General features: G+C 65.8%; 1 protein-coding gene and 1 pseudogene. Both read right to left on the bottom strand.

From position 1 onward, the window contains the following. Nucleotides 1-223 precede the first annotated feature (223 nt). Nucleotides 224-550 carry a DUF4148 domain-containing protein gene (locus G3N93_RS40260; protein WP_174935341.1) on the bottom strand — a complete coding sequence of 109 codons (327 nt, stop codon included), beginning with the start codon at nucleotides 548-550 and terminating at the stop codon, nucleotides 224-226. A gap of 222 nt (nucleotides 551-772) precedes the next feature. Then, nucleotides 773-1168, bottom strand: a pseudogene (locus tag G3N93_RS40255) (PilZ domain-containing protein); the annotation flags it as partial. Nucleotides 1169-1239: the final 71 nt, after the last annotated feature.

The following is a 1239-nucleotide window of genomic DNA, read 5'->3' as shown; positions in this document are numbered from 1 at the left end:
CTGGCGGCTCGCGCTCGCATCGGCCGCGATCCTCGGCGGCGTCGCGGCCGTGCTCGCGACGCGGGCCCGGCAGGCGGGCAGCACGCGGTGATGCGGATCAGGCGCAGCACCCTCTTGCAGCCCCACCCATTCACGTGGCCAAAATGCAAAACCCGCACACGGATACCGTGCACGGGTTTCAGATGAAACGGCAAACCGGGCGCCCTTGCGGGCGCTGCCTGGCTTAGTGGCCGAAGAACACAGACGAACGATCGGTTGCGGCCGGCACGACCACGCGCTGACCCGACTGCGACGTCGCGGCAGGGCTCGCACCGTAGCCCGTTGCATCAGCTTGCGCACCGGTGTTCTGGGCGGCGGCGATCTTTGCCTGTGCGGCCTGGATGTTTTCCGGGTAGTTCATCCAGTCGTTCGGGTTGTAGCCGGCCTTTTCGAGCTGGACCAGCTCGGCACGCACTTGCGCGCGCGTCAGCGGCTGCTGGCTCTGTGCAAACGAGACAACCGGTGCGGCCACCAGAGCGGCCAGTGCAACTGCCTTGATCAGCGATTTCATGATGCGTTACCTCCAGGATTGTTTTGTCAGGCGCTTCGGACTCGGGGTCGTTGCGCATGAGTAGAAGTCTAGGAGGCCACGCTATCAGGGTAAATACTTAAATCGCGAATTCACTGTTGACGGAAAACATACAATCGCCGCGGAATCACCCGAATCATCAGATGATTGTCGGCATTCATGCACTGAATACCGTGGCGCGGCACGGGTGCGCCCAGCCTCGCCTCAGCGCCGCCGATCGGCATCCGACGACGCCATCAGCCGGTCGAACAGCAGCGCCTTGAGACGGATCAGGTCGTCGGCGCCGGTATCGCCGAACGCCGCGTGATGCAGCGTCAGCGCGGGCGCCGCCGGATCGGCATGGACGGCCCGCACCGTGCTGTCGAGCGCCAGCAGCTCGACCCGGTCGCCCGCCGCGTACGGAAGCTGTACGCGCAACGGTTCGCCGATTGCGGCGATCGGCCGGTCGACGGCAATCGACAGCCCGCTCAAGCTGATGTCGTGCACCATCCCGATCCCTTCCGCGCCCTCCGATCCGCCCGCGCAGCAGGCGGCGATCCGTACCGGCACGCGCGGCTCGGCGCGCGTGCGCAGCCGGTCGACGAAGCCGGGCGGCGACAGTTGCGTCTTCGTGAAATAGCTCGATACGCGCTTCTTCAGGTCGCGTGCCTTGCCGACATAGAGCACGGCAC

This window comes from Burkholderia sp. Se-20378, from assembly GCF_017104665.1.
GTDB lineage: Bacteria > Pseudomonadota > Gammaproteobacteria > Burkholderiales > Burkholderiaceae > Burkholderia > Burkholderia lata.
Note: the sequence above shows the minus strand (reverse complement) of the source record. Positions and strands in the feature narration are given on the sequence as shown.

Coding starts and splice junctions, on each gene's coding strand:
- G3N93_RS40260 (WP_174935341.1), bottom strand. CDS start 550: ATGAAATCGCTGATCAAGGCAGTTGCACTGGCCGCTCTGGTGGCCGCA.